Annotated in this window: 17 protein-coding genes; 14 read left to right on the forward strand and 3 right to left on the reverse strand. The window is 44.4% G+C overall.

Annotated elements, in window-relative coordinates; translation table 11 throughout:
- Positions 1-541: 541 nt before the first annotated feature.
- From CTT30_RS16130 to CTT30_RS16140, 3 genes are all read left to right on the forward strand, one after another.
- On the forward strand, positions 542-2,569 hold the full coding sequence (locus CTT30_RS16130) for a glycoside hydrolase family 3 protein (RefSeq protein ID WP_252037110.1): 2,028 nt from the start codon (positions 542-544) through the stop codon (positions 2,567-2,569).
- Positions 2,570-2,663: 94 nt separating this feature from the next.
- Entirely contained in the window at positions 2,664-3,896 is a 1,233-nt protein-coding gene (locus CTT30_RS16135; RefSeq protein WP_239863529.1) for an exo-beta-N-acetylmuramidase NamZ family protein, read from the forward strand.
- A 237-nt stretch (positions 3,897-4,133) separates the two neighbouring features.
- A complete protein-coding gene (locus tag CTT30_RS16140; protein ID WP_239875001.1) occupies positions 4,134-4,559 on the forward strand; it encodes a VOC family protein in 426 nt (141 codons plus the stop codon).
- A gap of 231 nt (positions 4,560-4,790) precedes the next feature.
- Here the strand turns inward: CTT30_RS16140 and CTT30_RS16145 are convergent, their stop codons facing one another.
- Positions 4,791-4,997 (reverse strand): DUF4996 domain-containing protein, encoded by a 207-nt coding sequence (locus tag CTT30_RS16145; protein ID WP_252037111.1) that lies wholly within the window; start codon positions 4,995-4,997, stop codon positions 4,791-4,793.
- A 132-nt stretch (positions 4,998-5,129) separates the two neighbouring features.
- Here CTT30_RS16145 and CTT30_RS16150 point away from each other — a divergent pair, with 132 nt between their 5' ends.
- Positions 5,130-5,891 carry an IS5 family transposase gene (locus CTT30_RS16150; protein WP_012126577.1) on the forward strand — a complete coding sequence of 254 codons (762 nt, stop codon included), beginning with the start codon at positions 5,130-5,132 and terminating at the stop codon, positions 5,889-5,891.
- Between the two features lie 21 nt (positions 5,892-5,912).
- On the opposite strand, the gene CTT30_RS16155 is transcribed toward CTT30_RS16150, so the two are convergent.
- A complete protein-coding gene (locus tag CTT30_RS16155) occupies positions 5,913-6,635 on the reverse strand; it encodes a glycerophosphodiester phosphodiesterase family protein (RefSeq protein ID WP_252037112.1) in 723 nt (240 codons plus the stop codon).
- A gap of 377 nt (positions 6,636-7,012) precedes the next feature.
- Here CTT30_RS16155 and CTT30_RS16160 point away from each other — a divergent pair, with 377 nt between their 5' ends.
- From CTT30_RS16160 to CTT30_RS16195, 8 genes are read left to right on the forward strand one after another with little or no spacing between them, the layout of a single operon-like run.
- A complete protein-coding gene (locus CTT30_RS16160) occupies positions 7,013-7,612 on the forward strand; it encodes a DedA family protein (RefSeq protein WP_252037113.1) in 600 nt (199 codons plus the stop codon).
- Positions 7,596-8,726: a D-alanine--D-alanine ligase gene (locus CTT30_RS16165; RefSeq protein WP_252037114.1), complete on the forward strand. Its 1,131-nt coding sequence runs from the start codon at positions 7,596-7,598 to the stop codon at positions 8,724-8,726. Before CTT30_RS16160 ends, CTT30_RS16165 begins: the two co-directional genes overlap by 17 nt.
- A gap of 24 nt (positions 8,727-8,750) precedes the next feature.
- Complete coding sequence (locus CTT30_RS16170) at positions 8,751-9,299, forward strand: hypothetical protein (protein WP_019276287.1); 549 nt, start codon at positions 8,751-8,753, stop codon at positions 9,297-9,299.
- Between the two features lie 3 nt (positions 9,300-9,302).
- A complete protein-coding gene (locus tag CTT30_RS16175; protein ID WP_252037115.1) occupies positions 9,303-10,049 on the forward strand; it encodes an NRDE family protein in 747 nt (248 codons plus the stop codon).
- Entirely contained in the window at positions 10,046-10,483 is a 438-nt protein-coding gene (locus CTT30_RS16180; protein WP_006961785.1) for a YHS domain-containing (seleno)protein, read from the forward strand. Before CTT30_RS16175 ends, CTT30_RS16180 begins: the two co-directional genes overlap by 4 nt.
- A 15-nt stretch (positions 10,484-10,498) precedes the next feature.
- Positions 10,499-10,951, forward strand: coding sequence for a hypothetical protein (locus CTT30_RS16185; protein WP_038160379.1), 453 nt, complete (start codon positions 10,499-10,501; stop codon positions 10,949-10,951).
- Between the two features lies 1 nt (position 10,952).
- A complete protein-coding gene (locus tag CTT30_RS16190; protein WP_252037116.1) occupies positions 10,953-12,725 on the forward strand; it encodes a bifunctional lysophospholipid acyltransferase family protein/GNAT family N-acetyltransferase in 1,773 nt (590 codons plus the stop codon).
- Positions 12,726-12,765: 40 nt separating this feature from the next.
- Complete coding sequence (locus CTT30_RS16195; protein ID WP_252037117.1) at positions 12,766-13,368, forward strand: hypothetical protein; 603 nt, start codon at positions 12,766-12,768, stop codon at positions 13,366-13,368.
- Between the two features lie 21 nt (positions 13,369-13,389).
- Here CTT30_RS16195 and CTT30_RS16200 read toward each other — a convergent pair whose 3' ends face one another.
- Positions 13,390-14,187: a Cof-type HAD-IIB family hydrolase gene (locus CTT30_RS16200; protein ID WP_252037118.1), complete on the reverse strand. Its 798-nt coding sequence runs from the start codon at positions 14,185-14,187 to the stop codon at positions 13,390-13,392.
- A 373-nt stretch (positions 14,188-14,560) separates the two neighbouring features.
- Here CTT30_RS16200 and CTT30_RS16205 point away from each other — a divergent pair, with 373 nt between their 5' ends.
- Both CTT30_RS16205 and CTT30_RS16210 read left to right on the forward strand, forming a co-directional pair.
- Positions 14,561-15,256 carry a VC0807 family protein gene (locus tag CTT30_RS16205; RefSeq protein WP_239835821.1) on the forward strand — a complete coding sequence of 232 codons (696 nt, stop codon included), beginning with the start codon at positions 14,561-14,563 and terminating at the stop codon, positions 15,254-15,256.
- Between the two features lie 369 nt (positions 15,257-15,625).
- Complete coding sequence (locus CTT30_RS16210) at positions 15,626-18,220, forward strand: cellulose-binding domain-containing protein (protein ID WP_252037119.1); 2,595 nt, start codon at positions 15,626-15,628, stop codon at positions 18,218-18,220.
- Positions 18,221-18,283: the final 63 nt, after the last annotated feature.

Below are 18,283 nucleotides of genomic sequence, written 5' to 3' on the forward strand. Positions count from 1 at the left end.
CATTAACGGTTTATTAAAAAGAGAAAAATCTTATCTAGGAATTATTAAAAAAATATTTTCTTCTTATTAAGATAACATAATAATAGATAATGATTATTTTTTGTTTTTAGTTTTACTCTATAAATCATGGTGCATGGCATATATCAATATAAATGTTATTTTTATTGTGTTTATATATTGTTTGTTAAAGTAAAAACCACTTAAATATAATTTGATAAAAATAATTTCATGTCTTGAGTTTATTGTTGTCTTTATACTCATTAAATTTTAATCCTTGCATTTAATTAAATATAAATAAATCATAATTAATAAAATTGATATCATAATTGATTGTTTTTGTTTATATAATTAATATTTAAAAGGGGGCGTTAAAGCAAAAAATGTGATTTTTTTCTCAGAAAAATAAGTGGGTTATACATATCTTTAAAATGGTGGAAAGCAGTGGATTATTTTTCCGTTGTACTGTCTTATGATTATTTTAATCTAATTTAAACTATCAAATTTACTCCACTTAATATTGATGTTGAAATAAGGAATACCCATGAAGAAGGGCTTTAAAGTCTCTGCACTAGCTACTAGCTGTCTATTGGCATTAGTAGGGTGTAATGACGATACAATGAGCATTGATGAACAAGCAAAAGCTATTACGCAATCAATGACTCTTGAAGAAAAAATTGCTCAGAAAATTGTTATGTCTTTTCGTTATTGGTGTGACGATGGCAACGCAGAGTGTACGGATGGCCTGACAGAAATAAATGACAGTGTTCGCCATGTCATTGAACACAATAAAGTGGGTGGGGTGATTTTATTTAGCAGTAACCTTGTTGATACAGACCAGACAGCAGAACTCATCTGGAATATGCAAGATGCTGTTGAAGATGAGCAGCCGGTTGGCCTGTTCATGACCATAGATCAAGAAGGTGGTAGTGTTGTTCGTCTTCCTCGTGAAGACGCGACCAACTTACCAGGCAACATGGCACTGGGTTCAGCCTACCTTAACAGCGGTGATTCACAATTGGCGTATGATGCTGGCAAGGTATTAGCAACAGAAATAGGCTCTGTTGGCTTTAACGTCAATTTTGCCCCTGTGGTTGATGTTCAGTCTAACCCACTTAACCCAGTAATTAATGTTCGATCTTACGGTGAAGACCCAGAAGCAGTCGGTATTCTTGGTGGCCAGGCGGCACAAGGTATGGCAGCCGCTAATGTTATTGGTGCTTTCAAGCACTTCCCGGGCCACGGTGATACTAAGGATGACTCTCATTACGGCCTACCAATTGTTTTTAATACGCTAGAAGAAGCTCATGCTATTGACCTAGCGCCATATAAAACAGCAATTGAGCAAGGTGTAGCACCGGACATGATCATGACGGCGCATATCCAATACCCTGCCCTCGATTCTTCATTTATCACCAGCAGCGAGACTGGTAAAGAAATGCTGGTACCGGCAACCCTGTCTTACAAAATTCAGACTGAGCTGCTACGTGAAGAACTCAATTACCAAGGCCTGACCATTACTGACGCGTTAGACATGGCAGGTATTGCTGATTACTTTGGCGAAGCTGAAGCGGTTATCAAGACTTTCCAAGCAGGAGTGGATATCGCCTTAATGCCAACTTTGTTCCGCACAACAAGTGGTGAAAATCAGCTTACGGAACTGATTGATGAAGTGGTTGAAGCCGTTGAACTTGGTGAACTTTCTGAAGCTGATATCGATCGCTCCGTTGAGCGTATTATCACCAAAAAGCTTGAGCGTAATATCCTCAATCATAATGGCGCACAACCACTGACTGATATTCAATCGCAAGCTCAAGAAATCATCGGTAATGATGAGCACCAAGCAATAGAAAAAAATATTACTGAAAAGTCAGTCACTTTGATCTCAAACCAAAAATATGGCAGCCCAATGCTACCTCTTGATAAAGATGCTATTGGGAAAGTTCACGTCCTTATGCCTGCTCCAGAGATCTCGGAAAGTTCTGATGGTTCGAAAGAAAAAGCGCTTGAAGCAGCATTAAAACAATACGGTGTTACTGAAGTAACTACAGGCCAAATTGGTGGTCGTTTATTAGAAATCGATACGAATTATATCGACAACGCAGACACAGTTATTGTTGGGACGCTTGCTACAAACCCAACTCCAGTTGGTGATCAAGGCCACTATGCAGGGAAGAATAAAACTGCAACCAATGATAGCCGATCGCTTGTATTTAATGAAGTGAATCCATTCTGTGATGGATGCTTTGATAAAAACGAAATTGCTTACAACGCGATGCAATATGCCCATGAGCAAAACAAAAATGTAATTCATCTTACTCTACGAGCTCCTTATGATGTGGTGAACTACGAAGACGTGTCACACAGTGCCATCGCTACCTATAATTTCTACGGTACAAATGCAGATGGCGAAGATCTAGGTGCCAATGCAATGGATGCAGCTGCCCGTGTGATTCTGGGTGATCTCAACCCAGCTGGCAAACTGCCAGTCAACATCTTCGAGCAAAATGAAGATGGTGAAATGGGCGATCTTAAGTACGAAATTGGCCACGGACTTAGCTACCCACAATAACCACTATGCCCTCAGCCCTTTCCCTCGCGGGGAAGGGCTTTTTATTGCCCTACGTTCCAAATCTGACTATGGAACTTAACTATAAGGAAATAACATGAAACGAATACTCTCCTTAGCTGTATTGACTAGCGTTCTGTTCGTTAGCGGCTGTGATGAAGAGGATGTCAGTGAAAACGCTCAGATTAAAGTGGGTGTGGATCAAACTGAAGAATACTTACCTTATCTTGAAGGTAAACGGGTAGGTTTGGTGGTTAACCCAACCTCACATACTCAAGATGGTACTCATACCATTGATACCATGCTAGCGCATGGAGTTAATGTGACGACTTTATTTGCCCCAGAACACGGTATTCGTGGCGATCATGATGCTGGGGACCATGTCGAAGATGGCATCGACCCAGATACTGGCCTACCTATCATCTCTTTGCACGGCGATAATAAAAAGCCAACTCCTGAAGATTTAGAAAACGTCGATGTTATGGTATTTGACATGCAAGATGTCGGTGTCCGTTTTTATACTTATATCAGTACCATGCAATATGTTATGGAGGCTTCTGCTGAAAATGATCGTCAAGTGCTGATCCTTGATCGTCCCAACCCGAATGGGCACTACATCGCAGGCCCTATTATGGAAGAGGAACACTCGTCTTTTGTTGGTATGGCTCCGATTCCTGTTGTTCACGGCCTAACTGTGGGTGAACTGGCTCTGATGATTAATGGCGAGCGCTGGATGGCCAACGAAATTCAACTTAACGATGAAGATCTGAAAGTGGTCGAGGTGCCGGAATATACTCACAGTACGCCTTACTCACTACCTACGCCACCGTCACCAAACTTGCAAACCGATGAAGCGGTTCAATACTACCCAACCTTGGGATTGTTTGAAGCGACCACTATTAGCGTCGGTCGTGGTACCGATACTCCCTTTGAAGTCATTGGTTACCCAGATCCAGATCTGTACATAAACTACGAATTTCAAATTGAGGATGATCCTGCAGCTTGGCCACAACAAGGTGAATACGTATGGGGAGAAAGCTACCGTATCGCCCCACCGGAAGACACCAAATTCACCCTAGAGCCATTATATCGTTGGTACTGGAAAATGCGTGACTTGGGTTACCTGAGTGTTTGTCCTACAGAAGGTGATATTTTAGAGGAACGCTGCATTATCGATCGCCCTGAATGGCTAGCACAGTTGATTGGTACTACATCTGTATTTGAAGAGCTACATAAAGGCACGCACTATAAAGTTATCGAAGCAAGCTGGGAGCCCGCATTAGACGAATATCGCGGTATGCGTGAAAAGTACCGTTTATACCCTGAGTAAAATAGGTTACCTCTGCCGCCTAGTTGACACGATTAGGCGGCAAATTGAGATTTCTCACTCCCACCTTCACTTACGATTCTTGCCACATCCGCGCAATTACTCAGGTCATAATAAAGTCGAACCATGTTAATCAATGACGGTTATGTCGGGTTAGGCAAAACACAAAATCGATATTGAATTAAGCACAGTGATTCTATTTGCACTACTATGGATGAAACCAATAAAGGAGTCTCTGTAATGGAACCTAGAATCAGCATTATTACGCTTGGCGTCAGCCAGCTTAAAACCTCGTTTAACTTTTATACGAAGCTTGGTTTTGAATCGGCTCAAACACCGGAAGAAGGCATTGTATTTTTCAAAACTCGCGGGACTTGTTTAGCGCTATATCCTCTTGAAGCATTAGCAGATGATGTCTCGCCCGACTTTACCGCAAAACGGGCAGGTTTTAGTGGTATTACGTTGGCGCATAACACGCGAAGTAAAGATGAAGTGGATGACATTCTACGTGTCGCTGTCGAGGCAGGGGGCAAGCTTGTCAAACCAGCGCAAGACGTATTCTGGGGAGGATATAGCGGTTACTTCTCCGATCCCGATGGCTATCTATGGGAAGTAGCTTATGGCGACTGTTGGGAGTTTAATGATGATGGCAGTCTCGTTATCTGATGAAAACTCAAGCTCAGAGTTCTGGCTCAGAGCCTTTCATGTAAGCATGTGGGAAAGAACAAGATAGCAGTGGATACAGTACAAGCCGACAGGCTAGTGGAATTCATGGCTACATTGGGTATGACCACGGTTTGATATAGATTTTATCGATAGGGGGTGACTTGTATCATTGTGCAAGTCGACCCCATAAATTATGTCAGCTAATGGCCCAGATAGATATGGGGAAGCCGATCAGTTATAGGGTTTTCGGTAACCATTACTTTTCAGCCAGCCCAACAAAAACTCAGGTTCATCAGTCTGAAACATGGTGACTCCTTGGTTTACCCAAAAGCCGTAAACTTCACTAGGAAGGTTTGCATAAACTGCCATTTCATCTCCGCGTCCACCTGAGCGCATACCGGCTTGTTCCCTATACGTATAAAGCGTGTTTATCCACATATGAGAATTATATCGATTCGCGAGCTGTTTTGCTTTTTGACTAGGGTGTGTTGATCTTTCGTGAGTATTTTTTGAACAACATGGTAAAGAGTTATAATTTGCTTCGCCAAAAGTAAAACCATAACCAATACCATGCCAAGAACAATGCTAACTGATATTCGATGGGAACTGCTACTTCAAATTATGAAAAGTACAGGTCGTATTTACGATAAAACTGAACATCGAATGACATTTGAAGGAATACTTTATCGAATGAGAACAGGTATTCCTTGGCGAGATCTACCCTCTGAGTTCGGAGAGTGGAGTACCGTTTACAGACGATTTAATCTTTGGTCAAAGAAAGGGGTTTTAGATAAGCTTTTCAGAAGCTTATCTAGCATGGCTGATTTTGAATGGGTCTTTCTTGACGGCTCTATAGTTCGAGCGCACCAGCATAGTACAGGCGCAGCTACTGAAAGCTCAGAGCAAATAGGAAAAAGTTGCGGGGGCAACTCAACCAAAATTCACTTAGCTGTGGATAGTGGTGGCTTACCGATTTGCTTTGATTTATCAGAAGGTCAACGCCACGATATATTGCATGCCAAAAGCTTAGTTGAACAACTCGATGAAGTTAATACCATCGTTTGTGATAAAGGATATGACAGCGAAGCTTTCCGTACTTTTGTTAAGGAACATGGCGGAGAAACGGTAATTGCTAAACGCAATTATGGGCAAGATATAGACAAAACCAGTATGGATTGGTGTCTATACAAGTATCGTCATCTGGTTGAAAATGCCTTTGCGAGAATTAAGCATTATCGAGCTATTTCAAGTAGATATGACAAGTTAGAAAGGAATTATGCCAGCATGTTATCGCTGGCATTCATGTTAATGTGGTTACCGATGTATTGCTGAATACGAAATGTACAGCAAAGATCAACACGCCCTAAACAAGATCCCCCCATCCATAGTAATTTTTCCATCAGGAGCGTGGTAGTTTCTCAGCTGCATAGCAGAAGGGGAATACTCTTGAAGTGAACGTTCTACATCATCCAGATTGACATGGGAATCATAAAGGTTGGGAAGAAAGTTGGCACTTGTTTCACCAATGATATTGAGCATTTGTGAGGCTGATTGGCGTTGTTCAGGCGTATTCTGATTGATAGTAGCCAAAAGTTGATGTTCAACACCTTGCTCTCGAGCCATTTCAATCATCTCAGGAAAGTAATTTACGCCAACTTTGTTATCAAGATTTAATAGAATTTTGCCATCAATCGCTTGATAGATTTGATTTAAGCTGAGAATTTTCTCATTCGTTACAACTCTATTTTTTCCTAAGTTATCCGTGATAACCAAGTTGCATTCTTTTAACTCAGACCAAAGCTTTTCTACGACTTCCCCTGTGCATGTTGTAGTACGGTCAAGCGTTTCATCGTGCATACCGACAAACACTCCATCTTTAGTCATTCGAATATCTTGCTCGATCGCTTCGATGCCTAATTCGATCGCCTTATTTATCGATGTTAAAGAGCCTTCTGCATAGATAGGTGTGCCATCTTTAATCCATAAGCCTCTATGGGCAACAATCATGACGTGATCTCGATGACTGTTGGCATCCTCTAGCCGTTCTAGAATTTTTTCTACATGTGTTGACTGCAAACTAAGCCTTGATGCATTGCAGAAGCTACTGAATATGGATACGAAAATGCTGAGCGACCGCTTGAGTGGCTCTCTCTACATATCTTGGCACATCATAAAATCGAATTGTGATACACCCTCCAGCCAAATCGCACTTGCGTTATCTTTGGCTTTTTCTAGCTTAGCCCATCAGCTTAGCGCGTTAGTGGTACGAATTACGGAAAACTCTGTTTTTTCGCCCCCTTAGCTGTTTTTTTTCAACTAAATTGTAGGTATGTGAAATTTTCTCATTGATTTCCCTATCTTGTTAACCATGGCGCAGCAATAAATGCCATGGATAGTTAGCCAGCCTATGCGAGTAGCGCTGAACATTTGAAGAAGTATGGCTGAGGTTAGAGATGGAGTTAGCAAATCAGATACAGGCATGGTTGTACGCTGGGCATACATCAGTCGCAATGCTGTTTGTTGGCATCATCCTGCTTTCTTACTTACTGGAAGATTTAGCCATCGTGACCGCGGCAACGCTCGCAGTACAAGAGTTAATGCCAATGAGTATGGCGCTAGCGGCTATCTTCGTTGGGATTGCCACAGGAGATCTTGGCCTCTATCTGATGGGGAAAAGTGCACAACGTGTACGCTTGCTACGATATCGAATTTTCCAATATCAACGTGTCCGTCAAGTGAAGAAGAAACTTCACCAGAGTGCGTTTATTACCCTGTTTATTGTTCGTTTCATTCCTGGCCTGCGCACGGTGGGCTTCACGCTAAGCGGTTTTCTTGATGTGCCTATGATGCGATTTTTTGTCGCGGTAATTGGTGCAACAGGGCTTTGGACTGCTTTGATTTTTGGTTCCTTCTACCAGTTAGGCAGTGTGGCCTGGCTGAAAGAGAGTCACGTAAGCTGGGTGCTGATTCCGGCAGGTCTATGCTTAATGTGGATGCTCAATAAAATTATTACAAAAACATTCTTAAGAGGCTCTTATGACACAGCTCGCTAATGTCGAAATGATTCCACAAGACAAGGTCAATGCGGGAATGCCAGTTCTCCATGAACCGAAAAGAGTCATCTCGCCATTTGAATTTTTACCAGCTTGGTTCGTTTATGCCCCTGTGGTTGTCCAAAGTGCAGCATTAAGCCTGTATCACAGAGATTGGGCACTGCCGCTGATTGCTAACCCTGCGATCAAACTTAGCGGTATGGTTGGAGAATCCAAACACGACATTTTCAGCGCGGCTGGAGATATTACGCGCCAGTGGATTTTGCCTTTCATTACGTTGGAGAAATCTGACACCAACGAAGCGCAATTGTTTACACAAGCAAAAGAACAACTCAAACAGCAAGGAATTACTTACCCTCTTGTGGCAAAGCCTGATTTGGGTTGCCGAGGGGTTGGGGTCAAGTTGGTGAATGGCGACCAACAACTCAAAGACTATATCGCTCAGTTCCCTTCTCAAGGACGTTTTCTGTTGCAAGTTCGCTCGGACTACAGTGCTGAAGCAGGCATATTCTATGTCAGACAACCGGGAGAGGAGCGAGGCAAGGTTATTTCCATCACTCTTAAATATTCCCCACGTGTAACGGGTGATGGACGTTCTTCACTCAAGCAACTGATTGAGCACTGCCCACGTGCAGGCAAACTTCAGCATTTGTATTTGCCTCGTCATAGCGAACATCTCGATGTAGTTATTCCGAAAGGGGACGAGTTTCAGTTGGCATTTGCGGGTAGCCATTCACGTGGTTGTATCTTCCGCGATGGCAATCAATTTATCACAGAGGCTCTCGAGCAAAAGCTGGACGAAGTTCTCGGTGATTTTGATGGCTTTAACTACGGTCGCCTGGATGTGAAATTTAAAGATATCAATGCGCTAATGCGTGGTGAAGCGTTCGATATTCTCGAAATCAATGGTGCAAGTAGTGAAGCCGCGCATATCTGGGACAGCGACACATCACTGTCGCATATCTTCAGTACGCTGCTTAAGCAGTACCGTTTGCTTTATCAAATTGGTTCCAAACACAAACAGCAAGGCCATCAGACGCCTTCTCTGGGTGCGCTACTACGGGCGTGGCGGGAAGAAAAATTGCTGACTCAGCTTTATCCCATGACCGATTAATAGCTCTGCGCAGGAAAAATGTTTATGAAGAATACTTCGACGCTTTCAGCCATGCTTGCTAAATCTCAGACTTCTCAGGCCGTTGTCGGCTGTATTGAGACGCTCAATCAGGGCTACGAGTTTTTAGAAACGCTGCAACCGGAAGATTATACCTATATCGCCCAGCCTCATGTGAGCAGCTCGATTGGTGAGCACTACCGTCATTGGCTAGACCTATTTCATGCAATTCGTTTGGACCGTGACAAGATTGATTACAACGTTCGTCGCCGTGGTCACAACGTCGAGCGAGATATTAATGTCGCTAAGCAGGAGATAGCTGAGCTGATTGAGTGGCTGTTTGGTTTACCAGCCAATGAACTGAATCAACCTGTTCAGGTTGAAACAGAAGTGATGCTCTCTCAAACGCACGTTGAAGAAGTGACTTCGACCTTTGTCCGCGAAATTACTTTCGCCGCGCTCCACGCTACTCATCACTTTGCGATGGCGAAAGTCGTGGCATCGTTAAGAGGCGTAGCATCAGACAGCCATTTTGGCGTCGCACCAACGACGGCAACTTACCAAAGGGCGCAGTAATCTATGTGTACATTATCTTGGGTTTATCATGGCAATAACCACTACGAGGTTTATTTCAATCGCGACGAGCAGCGTTCTCGCCTGCCAGCACTTGAGCCACAAAGTCTGGTCATTGATGGTGTGCACTGTGTGATGCCGATTGACCCTGTGGGTGGAGGCAGTTGGATATCCGCCAATGAACACGGTGTTACTGTGTGCTTGCTTAACTTCTACCAAGGGAAAACACCGAAAGGTCCGCTGACCAGCCGGGGCATGATCATTAAGCGTCTCGCAAGCAGTTGTTCCAGTCAGACTGTCGATGCTCGATTGTTGGAAATGGGACTGACACATTTTGCACCTTTTACAGTGGTTTCTTTCGATACACGCAGAACGGCGAATGAAACCGTGCTGTGGATATGGGATGGAGAGCAGCTTACGCGTTCACACGCGTTTGCGCCGATAGTCTCGGCGGCTTTGCACTACGAAGAAGCCAGAAAATATCGACTAAGTCTGTTTAACGAGTTGGTGTTGACGACGCCAGATGACGAGATAGGTCAACGCTTTCATCAGACGTTTGATGACAGCTATCCGCACCTTTCTCCTCTTATGGAAAGAAATGACGCTCGCACTGTAAGTTTTACCTCAGTTGTCGTGTCTTCTACTAAACAAGAGATGAATTACCAATCAATCGACAATCACCGCAATGTTGATTTTCGAACGACACAAAGTTGTTTGAAGGCCGACGTTGTAGAACAAGGAGTCTTCAAATGAAGAAGTTATTTGCCCTTTTAATCATGTTAGTCAGTTTCCCATCTTGGTCAGCAGATAAAATTTACACCGGAATATTCAGCAGCAAAGCAGTGAGCGGTTATGACACGGTTGCCTATTTTACCGAAGGTAAACCTGTTAAAGGAGACAGCAAGTGGCAAGTCGAATATGAGGGCGCTGACTGGTATTTCTCTTCTCAGGAAAATTTAGACAAATTTAAAGCAGACCCTGAGGCTTACGCTCCTCAATATGGCGGTTACTGCGCGTGGGCGATTTCAGCTAAAAACGATTTTGCGTCAGCGGATCCAAAACAATGGGCGATCGTCGACGGTAAGCTTTACCTGAACTATGACGCAGAAGTGAAAAGCTGGTGGGATGACGACCGTGCTGGTCACATCAAGCAAGCTGATATCAATTGGCCAACTTTAGTTAACTAACAAGGATTTCCCTCTATGAAATTTTCTCCGATTAAGCATATTCCTTCAGCGTTTATTGCCTTTGTTTTTATTCAATCGTTGTTCTTCAAGTTCTCAGGCTCTTATGAGACGGACCATATCTTTGGCACGCTAGGGGAATGGTCAGGGATTGAATGGTTTGGTGTTTACGGTGGTTACTTAATTGGTTTTTCCGAGCTGATTGCCTCAATCCTGCTGTTTACTCGCTTACACGGTGTTGGTGCGGCAATGAGTGCAGGCATTATGACAGGTGCGATTTTCTTCCACCTATTCACTCCACTAGGCATTGTTATGCCCGAGTTCAACGCTATGGGTGAGATTGTTGGTGACGACGGTGGTTTGCTATTCGGTATGGCATGTATTGTTTGGTCGTGCGGTGTATTCCTCTTCATCCGTGATGTGAAAACGGAAGGAACGTTTACCAACAACCTGCTAGCAAAAGGAGCTTAATATGTTGGATAGTCCTTTCAGATTGCCGCGAAAAACGCCGTTTGGTATTGGTGAGTCAATGGTGGAGTGGGCAACGGGTTTATCAACGCTCGACGCCCTCTACAAGCAAGACATCTTGCCGGAAGACAGCTTTGAGTTTATGCAAGAAGCGCTCAACCGAATTGGCACCCAGTATGAAGTCGACCATGGCAGTCTGGAAAATATCCCCGCCGAAGGTTCGGTACTGATTGTTGCTAATCATCCGTTTGGTGGCATTGAAGGGATAATTCTCGCGTCTCTGATTTCTAAGGCGCGAAAGGACGTAAAAGTGCTGGCGAATGAACTGCTAAAACGCATTCCTGAACTGGATGACCTGTTCATTGGAGTGAACGTATTTGGTGGAGAACAAGCCAGACAGACCAACAGAAAAGCGATCAAAGAAGCCAATCAGCACCTCAAAGAGGGTGGGGTGTTGATTATCTTCCCAGCTGGCGAAGTCTCTGCTTGGCAGGCGAATGAAAATAAAATCACCGATAAAGCTTGGAGTAAGTCCGTCGCCAAGTTTGTTAAGCATGCCGAAGCGACAACGGTGCCGGTTTTTATCAATGGCATGAACAGCAAGCTCTTCTATCAAGCGGGACGAATCCACCCTTTGCTAAGAACGGCGCTACTTGGACGTGAACTACTCAACAAATCAGGGCAGACGATATCCGTCTCCATCGGCAATGCTATCCCATTCTCAGAAATCAAAGGTTTTGAGGATGAAGAAGACATTACCCAGTACTTCCGCCTGAACACGTATTTAATGGGCAGTATGGGAAAGCCACAGACGTCTGCACTACAGACGGATGATGCCGAGCCAATCATTGCCCCTGTTGGTGTTGCCACATTGGAGAATGAGTTGTCGCAGATTGAACAATACAAGCTCCTCGAACAAGATGACTTTGATGTTTACTGCGCTCCAACGGATGTGATTCCACACGTGATGGAGGAGATTGGCCGTGTGCGTGAAGAGAGCTTCCGTGAAGTCGGTGAAGGCAGCGGTTTATCGTGCGATATCGACAGATTTGACCCGCACTACCATCAGTTGTTTGTCTGGAACCGTGCAAACCAAGATTTAGTGGGTGCTTATCGCTTAGGTCTTGTGGATGAACTGATCGCTAAAGGTGGGATAGAGCAGCTGTATTCCACCAGCCTGTTCAACTATGACGAAGCGTTTGTTGATACGTTAGGCCAGTCGATTGAGCTTGGGCGCTCTGTGGTGTCGAAACAATACCAACGCAATATGCACTCCTTACTCCTGTTATGGAAAGGCATCGCCAAGTTTGTTGAGCGCCATCCGAAATACACACATTTATTTGGTCCGGTCAGTATCAGCAATGATTACAGCCCAGTCGCGAGACAGCTGATTGCATCGGTAATGTCTGTCCATTATTACGATGAAGAGAAAGCAAAGCTTGTATCGCCAACCACACCACTAGAAAAAAGTGGTCAGGAATTCTGGCGTCCGGATATGTTGAGTTCATTGGCTGATTTACCGTTGCTCTCTAAAGTGCTGAGTCGCCTTGAGCAAGGCATGGGGTTACCTGTGTTGTTGAGACAATACCTCGGAATGAACGGTAAGCTGGTTTGCTTTAATGTTGACCCTGCCTTTAACTTTGCGCTGGATGGCTTGATTGTCGTCGACCTGACTTCGGTACCAGTCAGAACATTAGGTAAATATATGGGGCGGGAGGCCGCTGCTGCATACCAGAAGACTCATTCTTCGCCAGTAAGTAACAAGCCATCAGATTAAAGCCTCCGATAGGGGGAATGGAAACAATGAGAGTAAAGACATGAAGATCTGGATTGGATTGTGGTTAGCGCTGATATCTATCGATGTGGCAGCAGAACAACAGAGTGAAAAGGATAGTGCTTTTATTGACGTTAATGTGACGCTGGAGTTGGAAGGGATAGAGAAGTCCATCGATCAAACTCGTGCATCATTGGATAATATTGCTGGCGCTCTCGATGGTATTGCGCACAGTGATAATCTGACTGAACAACAAAAGCAGACGTTGAGTGAGACTATTTCCAACCTCAATCAGCTGGTCTCCATCTCCAGAGAGTCTGTTGCTAACTTCCCTGCCGCCATTCAGCACTCGCAACAAGTGGTGAGTGAAAAGAGTCAGCGATTTTTCGACGATTTGCAGTTGAAGATCGTGTTGATCGTCGCTTTAGTTGGTGTCATCTTGATCGCTATCATTGGTGCCGTGTACTGGTTATTGCTAAGACCACTTCAGAATACGGTATTCAGTGCAACACACAATGTGTCTCAGATGGCCAAAGCCCTTAAGGTGACCGCAGAGGCAGTTGAACGCTGCTCCAAGAGGCAAGAAGAAATCACGCAGCAACTCGCAGAACTATCGGAGAAAGAAAAAGCCCAAGAACGACGGTGACGGGCTTTAAATTGATGCGCTTTAAAGCAGCTTGTCCTTAATGACCTGAAGGACGCCATTCTCTCGATTACTTGGTGCGCGGAATCGAGCGGTCTGCTTGATGGTGTCGTGAGCATTCTCCATTGCGTAGGAGTGGTAGCTCTCTTTGAGCATTTCTAAGTCATTTAGGTAGTCGCCAAAGCTCATGGTTTGCTCATGACTAAAGCCAAGCGTTTGTTGGAGATGTTTAATAGCTGCGCCTTTTGAAGCCTCTGCATTCATCACATCCAGCCAGATCTTAGCACTCACCACCACTTGATGACTGTCGCCAAAGTGCTCGTTCATGATCGGGAATACGAGCTGTTCGGTTCCATCGAAGTGGCAAATGGCGATTTTAATGAACTCTTCTTCAACGCTGAGTAGATCTTCAACATACTCGCAGCGGTGGTAATACTTGGCAAACTCTTCCAACGCTCGAGGATCTTGCGTTTCGATGTAAGCTGAGTTTTTACCGCAAAGCACAATGTGTGTTCCACTAATTGCTCGTGCCTGCTGAATGATGGCTTCAATGGCACTGCCATCAATCGTGCAGCTGTAAAGCTCTTTGCCTTGGTGCATGACCAGCGTGCCGTTTTCAGCGACAAACATCATACGATCTTTAACTGGAGAGAAAGTTTCCATGAGACTGTAATACTGACGCCCCGATGCCGCCGCAAAAATGATCTGTTTCTGTTCAAGCTGTTCGTATAGTTCGAAGAATTCAGGGTTTAGCTGACTGTTTTCATCCAGCAGAGTGCCGTCCATATCGGCAGCGATGAATTTGATATCTGAAAGCGACATGTTGTGTTTACCTAAAAATGCAGAAAGCGAAAGGCTCGAAAAGTGTTCAAGCGAATATCAGGTAAAGTACAGGAAACTGTGATGATCTCAAGCAGAAATGCAGAGCAGAAGTCAGTCAGATTGTGGCCTGAGGTAGTCAGGCCACACCGTTGGAGAGTATTGACGCTGTGAAATGAAGAGAAGTCGCACGCTTACCTTTGTGATAGAGTTGACATGAGTGGGGCTACGTATCATTTGAGTCAATGTATTGGTTGCTTATGTATTTAATAAGTCGTTACACAACCCGACATTTTAACGCTTTACATCTTGCGCTAAGCAATGAACACTTCCCCCAAAGTAAATAACAGCGACATAATAGAGTTAGTAGGAAATTATGAGCAACACGACGACGAAAAAGTCGAATCCATTATTTGAGATCCTTTTTAACGTATTCATCCCTTCATTCATATTGATGAAGTTTAGTGGTGAAGAGCACCTAGGCACGGCAATGGCGCTTGTGGTCGCTTTGCTTTTCCCTATCGGTTACGGCGGTATGGACCTTATCCGTAATAAGAAGTTCAACTTCATTTCCGCACTTGGTTTTGTCAGTGTGTTACTGACAGGCGGTATCGGTCTGTTGGAGCTTGATACGCGTTGGTTGGCTCTAAAAGAAGCATTGATTCCAGGCCTGATCGGCTTAGCAGTATTAGGCTCTACTTTTACTCGTTACCCACTAATGCAAAAGATGCTCTTGAACGACACGGTGTTAAACCTATCTTTGATCACCAAACGCCTTGAAGAAAACGGTAAATCTCAAGAGTTTGAACGATGCCTGATGTCATCAAACTATCTATTTGCCAGTACCTTTGCGTTTTCTTCTGCGATGAACTATTTCCTCGCAACTTGGATTGTTACTAGCCCTGCTGGCACCCCTGAATTTAACGAAGAGTTGGGCAAGCTCACTTTGTACAGCTACCCAGCCATTGCGATTCCAAGCATGCTAATGATGTTCGGTATTTTTTATTACCTATGGCGTCAAATCAGAGCTATGACGTCCTTAGAGACAGAGCAAATATTCCATACCAAATAAGTATATAGAGTCCGCCTGACTTGATTACAACTCAGGCGGACGAACATCTGCTAAAGGAGTAATATTCTCTATTCTTTCAAACACCTGCATTTCTTCTTTTTCGATCCCCTCTCAATTTTCTAGAGCTTACTTGAAGCATGTTCATTGAGCAGAACAATTCGTAATTAAGTTATTTTAACCTGTTAACTAACTGAGCCCTTTTCATTCGTTTCTGCGTGATATTTGCCGCATAACAATATAAATCCTAACGTTTGGTCTGATATTGCTATCAAGAACTGCTAACTTATTTTTAGAAGATTATTTTATAAATAAGTAAACACTTCACTCCTATAAAACGTGAAATAAGATAATGAACTGAAAGGTAAAATTATGTTTAGGATTAATAAGATAGCGACCTCATTGGCGTGTGTGCTTCTAAGTGGGCACTTATTTGCAGCAGAGCCGTATGATGCGACTAAAACCTATTCTGGTGGAACGCAAGTAACGGTGGATGGGCAAATTTATGAGGCCAAATGGTGGGTTAATGTAGGGCAGAGCCCAACTGATGACTATGCTAATGAGTGGGACTCACCTTGGAAGTTGATTAGTGATACAACCCCAGAGCCGACCCCTGACCCAACGCCAGAACCTGATCCCACACCGGATCCAGAACCAACTCCGGAGCCGACGCCAGATCCGACACCGGGGCCCGTTGATGGCTTATGTTCAGAGTTCAATATCTACCCTGACTGGACGCAAGGTGACCACGCAAATGGTGGTGATGTCATGGTTAAAGACAACATTGCTTATGAAGCAAACTGGTGGACATCGTCAATTCCCGGAAGTGATGGCAGTTGGTCTCATCACCTAAATTGTGACAATACGCCTCCTGGTACTGCGCCATTACTGTCTTTGCCAAACCCTATGGATCCAGTAAGGCTTGAAGTGAATGGTTGGCCGAGCAATTTTGTGGTGACCAGCCCCGCAACACTGAATACACCTGCTACATTAGTTGTCGATACAATCAATAGTCAAAACTTGTCGGACATCACTAAGTTAACCAACGCGTTTGTTTCACTTATCCAAGACGTTGAGGTTGCAGGCACAACGTCAATCATCATCAACAGCGATGTGTTGGATGTGGCAACAGTAGATAAAGGAAAGGGTCTGGGTGTGATTGCTGTTAAGCAGGCTTTAACGTCAGCGGTTGACACGACGGGCAGTCAAATCGACCTCAATGACATTAATGCGCTTACCGATGACGCTCAAGGCTGGGCGCAAGCGTACAACCTTGTTATCTCTACATTGGCGCCACAAGCCACCTTCGGTTGGGTACTCAACATTGGAGACTTTGCTTACGATACTCATTCGGGTCGCAGGGCGGTTTGGAATGCAGCGTCTGGTGCGACATCAGATTTACTATCTAGCTTTGAACTGTACAAAGCGGATTCGTTGACAAAAGCAGACTTTGTTGCGTTCACTAAATCCAGCTCATCCCCTTCATTATCAGACAACCAATGGCATTACGCGTTGGAGTATGTCAAGCAAGTCACGGATTATCTACAAACACCGGCTTTGCTCTCTTCTCTCCCCACATCACAGGCTTCAGCTTATTTCCTCGGCAACACTGCAGGAGAAAGCCATATTCGCAAAGCGGCTCACAGTAATATTTTTGCTATTTCTTTTGATTCTGATTCTGCTGATCTTAGCGCTAAAATTGCTCGTTACCAGAATGCACCTGTCCCGCTTTATTATGTTGGTGAAAGTGTCACCAGCGGGCCTCTAACGCGAATTGAGTCACTCAATAACGAGTTAGCCAGTGCAGAAACGGCAATGAATAACCAAGCTTTCCTATTTGAAACGCCTCAGTCTCAATGGATTCCGTCGACTGTGTATAAATGGGCAGACTTCTTAGCTGGGCTTAACTCAATGCACAACGTTGGTGTTGCGGGTAATACTTTCTGGCTGCTGGATGATGCAGCGGATGACGCTACCAATACAATCTACGCTAAAGTCGCCATTGCCGCTTTCTTATCACAAAGTATGCAGGAGACGATTCGTTATAATGCTTGTGATGAAAACAACTGGTCTGAAGTTCGATACGGTGCTCCCGTCGACTACCCAATGACTGCAAGTTGTGGTCAACTTGGTCAGAAGTATGCGGATTATGGTATGGATCCAGTGACTGGGCAGGATCATCCTTATTCTTGTCCTCGTGACCCTAAAATGGAAGTCAGTGCATTAACGAATGCTAAGTGGTACGGTGCTCCAGCGCCTATCTTTGCAGCGCCAGATTCTGTATTGGAAGAACAAGGTCTGTTGGTCAATGGTAATGTCGGTCGATGGACAAACAACGGTCATTGTAATGAGGTTCCTAGCGTTGTTGATACCTCTAAACAGGTTTGGGAACGTGATGAATGTAAAGTCTACGCTGAGCAAAAAGCGGGTAAGTTTATCTGGGATGGTTCAGATACTAACGGCACAGTCCAAGGCTGTGGTTGGTGGGGCCGTGGTGTTATTCAAACGACGGGGCGTCAGAACTTTGGTACGTTGAATCACTTCATGGGCCGCTCACATGTTGACCCTGATACTATTGGCACCACTGTCAATGGTGTAATCGTTGAAGCGCCTCCAGCGAATCCTCTCTATGCGGATCTAGACTTCTGTTCTAACCCTGGGCTGATTTGTAGCTCTGAGGAAAACCGCGAGATCAAATGGATTGCAGGCTTGTTTTACTGGGTAACATCAGTGCAGGCATATAATGATGAAGGTGGCCCTTACGCTGACTGGAACTACTACACAGAACTGAAAAAATACGTTGATGGAGGCTTAAAAGGTACTGAGTTTATCGATGCGGTATCCGGCATCGTTAACAGAGGTTGTCCAGACCATACTTGTCCGGTCAGTGGCGAAGTACATGCAGTGAAAGAGCGTCAAGATAACTTCAAGCTGGTTCTGCAAACACTTGGTTTAAACCCTCAGTAATGGCAAGGCACGACTCGTTGCACATTGTCTAATACAACAAGGCTCCTTGAGTGACTTGCTTCA

This window comes from Vibrio coralliilyticus (assembly GCF_024449095.1).
Taxonomy (GTDB): Bacteria; Pseudomonadota; Gammaproteobacteria; order Enterobacterales; family Vibrionaceae; genus Vibrio; species Vibrio coralliilyticus_A.